The 4,906-nt window shown below is 43.8% G+C and carries 4 protein-coding genes; 1 reads left to right on the plus strand and 3 read right to left on the minus strand.

Going from position 1 to position 4,906, the window contains the following annotated elements; genetic code table 11:
- Positions 1-1,057 (plus strand): NupC/NupG family nucleoside CNT transporter (locus tag IQ229_RS13075; protein WP_194044307.1); only part of this gene is annotated, 1,057 nt, incomplete at its 5' end.
- Positions 1,058-1,129: 72 nt separating this feature from the next.
- On the opposite strand, the gene IQ229_RS13080 is transcribed toward IQ229_RS13075, so the two are convergent.
- The 3 genes from IQ229_RS13080 to IQ229_RS13090 all read right to left on the minus strand — a co-directional run.
- Positions 1,130-2,866: an ABC transporter ATP-binding protein gene (locus tag IQ229_RS13080; protein ID WP_194044309.1), complete on the minus strand. Its 1,737-nt coding sequence runs from the start codon at positions 2,864-2,866 to the stop codon at positions 1,130-1,132.
- A gap of 258 nt (positions 2,867-3,124) precedes the next feature.
- Complete coding sequence (locus IQ229_RS13085; protein ID WP_194044311.1) at positions 3,125-4,342, minus strand: lipid-A-disaccharide synthase-related protein; 1,218 nt, start codon at positions 4,340-4,342, stop codon at positions 3,125-3,127.
- A 332-nt stretch (positions 4,343-4,674) separates the two neighbouring features.
- Positions 4,675-4,906 (minus strand): RNA 2'-phosphotransferase (locus tag IQ229_RS13090; RefSeq protein WP_194044313.1); only part of this gene is annotated, 232 nt, incomplete at its 5' end.

Raw genomic sequence — 4,906 nt, forward strand, 5'->3', positions numbered from 1 at the left:
GGGTTTAACTGTGTTTAAATCTCTGGGAGATTTTGTCAGCCAATTTTTAGCATTTTCTGATGTTGGTGCAAAATTTGTCTTTGGAGAAAATTTTAAAGATCATTTTTTTGCTTTCCAAGTGCTGCCGACAATTATCTTTTTCTCTGCCTTCATCAGCGTCTTGTATTACTACGGAATCTTACAGCGAGTCGTAAATGTGATGGCGTGGGTAATGATGAAAACGATGAAAACATCGGGTTCTGAATCTTTATCCTGTGCAGGTAACATCTTTTTGGGGCCAACAGAGTCGGCGCTGATGGTTAAACCTTATATAGCGAATATGACGCAATCGGAACTCCATGCCGTGATGACAGGTGGTTTTGCTACAATTGCAGCGGGAGTACTAGGAGCATATCTTTCCTTTGGCATCCCAGCAGAACACCTGATTGCTGCTTTCTTTATGACTGCTCCCACTTCGTTGGTGGTATCAAAATTACTTTACCCAGAAACAGAAGTTTCGGAGACGGCTGGCAAAGCAAAAGCAGATGTAGAAACTAATTATGTAAATGTAATTGATGCTGCTACTACCGGAGCAATTGACGGCGTAAAGCTAGCAGTTAATGTTGGGGTGATGATTATCGCCTTTTTGGGATTATTGGCTGCCCTGAATGCACTTTTGGGATGGTTGGGTGCATTTGTGGGCTTACAGCAACTCTCATTACAGTGGATTTTGTCTTTTCTCATGGCTCCCGTGGCGTGGCTAATGGGCATACCTTGGGCTGATTGTCGGCAAGTTGGGGCTTTATTGGGTACAAAAACAATTTTGAATGAGTTTATTGCTTTTTTGGATTTAAAAGCACTAATTGAAAGTGGAAAAATCTCTCAACGTGCAGTAATTATTACAACTTACGCATTATGTAATTTTGCAAATATCGGTTCAATTGGCATTACCATTGGCGGGATTGCGGGGATAGCACCTAATCGGCAGCATGACTTAGCTCGTATGGGTGTAAGGTCAATGATTGGCGGATTGTTAGCAGGTTTTATCACCGCTTGTATTGCTGGGATGTTGATTTGAAAAAGTTAGAGAGACGCGATAAATCGCCATCTCTACTCTTAATTTATCCATCAATTATTTATTGACAGACTACTACTCATCTGTAGAGTAGAATTGTTGGGCGTAAAAACGGGCATACCGTCCTTCTTGAGACAGCAGGGAGGTGTGAGTACCAGCTTCAACCACCTCTCCTTGTTCGATTACGAGAATGCAGTCAGCCCGACGAACGCTGCTCAAGCGATGGGCGATAATAAACACGGTACGGTTTTGCATCACTCGTTCCAGTGCTTCTTGAACTAGTGCTTCTGATTCAGAATCGAGGGCAGAGGTGGCCTCATCCAGGATGAGAATTCGAGGATCGTTGGCAACTGCTCTAGCAATAGCTAATCTTTGGCGTTGTCCCCCCGATAGGTTAACTCCACGCTCTCCTACCCAGGTATGATAACCCTGAGAAAACTGGGTGATAAAGGAGTGAGCGTTGGCAATCTTGGCTGCTTCCTGAATCGCTGCTAAATCTAATTTTTCTTGACCGTAACCGATATTTTCAGCGATCGTTCCCGAAAAAAGGGTAACATCTTGGGGAACAATGCCAATTTGATGGCGCAAGCTGGTGAGTGTGACATCACGGATATCAATATCATCGACCAGAATTTGACCCCTCTGAGGGTCATAAAAGCGAAGTAAAAGGTTAATTAACGTCGATTTGCCAGCTCCAGAAGAACCAACCAAGGCAATCACATCACCAGGAGAAGCGTTCAAGCAGAGATCCTTAAGCACTGGCTGATCGGGATTGTAGGCGAAATCGACATGACGATACTCTACCTTGCCCATAACTCGTGGCATTGCCTGAGCATTCGATTTTTCGCTGATACTAGGTTCCTTCGCCATCAGTTCAAAGATGCGTTCAACAGAAGCTTCGGTCTGTTTGTACTCGTTGTAATTGCTAATCAGCATATCGATTGGCTGAATCAGTAAAGCCACAGCAGCTAAGAAACTGATAAACCCTTGAGTGGTTAGTTGTCCCTGAGAAATCTGCCATCCTCCTAATAAAAACAGCAGTATAATACTAACTGCTTCCAAAAAACCGACAACGGGAAACTGAATGGATTTGAGTTGTAGAGCGCGATACTTAGCTTGGCGATTGATTTCTGCTTCTTTATTGAATCGCTTTACTTCATATTCTTGGGCTGCAAAAGCCTGAACAACGCGAATCCCGCTAAATACTTCAGTTAGCATCGCCGACAAATTGGAAACTTGATTTTGGCTCTGGCGAGATAGCACCAGTAATCGCTGACCAAATTCCCCGATTAACCAAGCCATTAAAGGAGCCAAAATCAAACCCGCAAGAGTGAGCGGCCAATTCAGGTAGAGCATGTAAATGGGAATCGCAATTAACTGCAACAAATTGGAAAGAAACTGATGCGATAATTTGTCCACAATTTCGCCGACGCGATCGATATCTTCAGTCAGGCGATAGGTCAAGTCTCCCGTCTGTGTGGTTTCAAAGTAATCTAATCCAAGTTTGTGCAGGTGAGCATAAACCCGCTTACGCAAGTTTAAAACCATGTTCAGGGCAGCAGCAATCATAAAGACATTCTGCCCGTATTGACAAAGCCCTCGAACCAAAAATACTAAAGTGGCTAGTCCGAGCCAGTAGGCAATCTGGTTAACATTTCCCTGGCCAAGATAAAAAGCGACCTGACCTGCTAAATAGGGCACTGCTAGGGTGAATAACACAAATCCTAAGATACAAGCCAATCCCCGGATTAACAGCGGCCATTGGGGCCAGAGATAAGGCAACAGTTGCCAGTAACTAGAGCGGACTTTCATAAGTAAGTAAGAATTCAGGAGTCAGGAGTCAGGAGTCAGGAGTCAGAATTGAGATGCATTACAATACTGCTCGGTTAAGGATTTTAAACTGGAATTTGGTTTTGGGAAAAGGTTAAAGGGAAAAGGTTAAAGGTTTTTTCTTTCCCCTTTCCCATTCCCCTTTTCCCGTTAACCGACAAGTATTGAGATGCATTACGGCGTTAGCCTACCACACCATGTTACCCAACCGTGCCGACTCCTGAATTCTGACGCAATATTCTACTCAGTTTCTCCTAGAGAGTTTAGTAGAAAGCGGGCAATTCTCTCAGATGCGCCGGGTGGGCCAAATCGCTCAGGGCCATTTACTTTGCACTTAGCGAGGTAGTCTGAATCTTCTAAAGTTTCGACTACTCGTTTAGCTGCTTGCTTGAGAATCTCAGGGGTTGCTGGCTTAGTGCCGATGGTTTGAGCCGAAATGCCCGACAGCCGCGTTTGCGCTTCTGCAAATTGATAGGTAAATTGAGGGCCCTCTCCGGGAATCTGGATGATAGGTTTCCCCATCGCTACAGCTAGATCCACTGCCAACCCTGCCATACCAATGACGAGGGTAGAGTAATACAAGATATCACTGAAGGCATCTGAGTAACATCTCACTTCTACAAGCGATGATTCCTCAGCAGAACTTTCTGGAGGAGAATAGGTGAGTATGCCTTGATTCAGTTGCCAACCTTGACTTTTAGCAATGTCGTCTAATTGCGCCATCAAATTTGGTACTAAGGCGGCACGAAACTGGAATCCTGACTCAGGCATCACCTTGGCGATTTCTATCACCAGTTGCAACTGCAAACTGAAATTTCGCGCGGCTTCCGGCATCCGCGATCCTGGTAAAAGTGCGATCGCAGGAATATCCGGTTTCAGGTACAAGTCTTTGCCAGTGGGGACAATGCGATCTAAAGCTGGAATCCCACCAAACCTAGCCTTAGCTATACCTTGCCGTTGGAGATCGGAAGCCGTATAGGAATCTCTAGTAAAAACTGCCAGACATCGGGAAGAATTAAGGTCGTGCCACAGCAGTGGATTGATACGCAATTGCCCTTCATAGAGGGCAGAAAGACAAGAGATAAACGAAACGAAGGGACGCTTTGTTAAGTAAGCAAATGTTTGGGAGACAAAATCTCCAGTAGACATAATTAAATCGCAGTTAGGAGCATACTGCAACACCGCTTGTAATTGTCGCCACGTTAACCCAATCAATCCCGATTGAAAGTCTTTGAGCATATAGAGGCGCTTCATGTAAAAGAATCCGCCGGAGGGCATTGTTTGTGTGGGCCCAATAATGGGAATATCCAAGCTGCGGTAAGCTCTTCCTTCACCCACAATCGGCATTGCTGCCATCTCAATCGAAGGACACAATTGGCGCAGAGTCTGAATAACATGAGAGGTATGGTTGTCCTCTCCGTGGCCGTTACTGATAAACAAGATTCGCTTAGAAGGCATCTTGGGGTTTGGATAAATCTAAAATGGTAGTTTGGTGAGATTTTTAACCTACATTGGGTGAGTAGGCTAAGAGATTGATAGTATTTTTACTATTGAGAGTTTGTAATTTTATAGACAAATCTACAAAGTTACTTTTTCTGGTGTAAACCGGAATGGAATTACTCTTAATCCCTGTTTTGCAGACGCTAATCTATCAGAGAATACAGTATTAGGAGTACAAGCGCTATGGTTACATCGATCTGAGTTGAATTCAAAAATGCAGTAATTGTTGCAACTTCTGCATTAAGTAACTTCTTGGCAAATATCGGTTAAATATTCTATTTTGTTAAAATTCAAATTCTTTGTAGATACTCAGGTGGCACGCAATCGACTAACCAAACACCATTAGCAGAACAATAGAAGATGTAACCTGCCTGATGCATTGCCGCAGTATTTACAGTAAAAACCACTGCTTTTCTATGCCTAGCACCAACAGTTTGTGCTGTTTCTATATCCTTTGATAAATGGACATGATGCCGCGATATTTTGCAAAGTCCTGTTTGCAGAATTGACTCTACAGATTTG

It is taken from the genome of Nostoc cf. edaphicum LEGE 07299 (assembly GCF_015207245.1).
In the GTDB taxonomy this organism is placed as follows: domain Bacteria; phylum Cyanobacteriota; class Cyanobacteriia; order Cyanobacteriales; family Nostocaceae; genus Nostoc; species Nostoc edaphicum_B.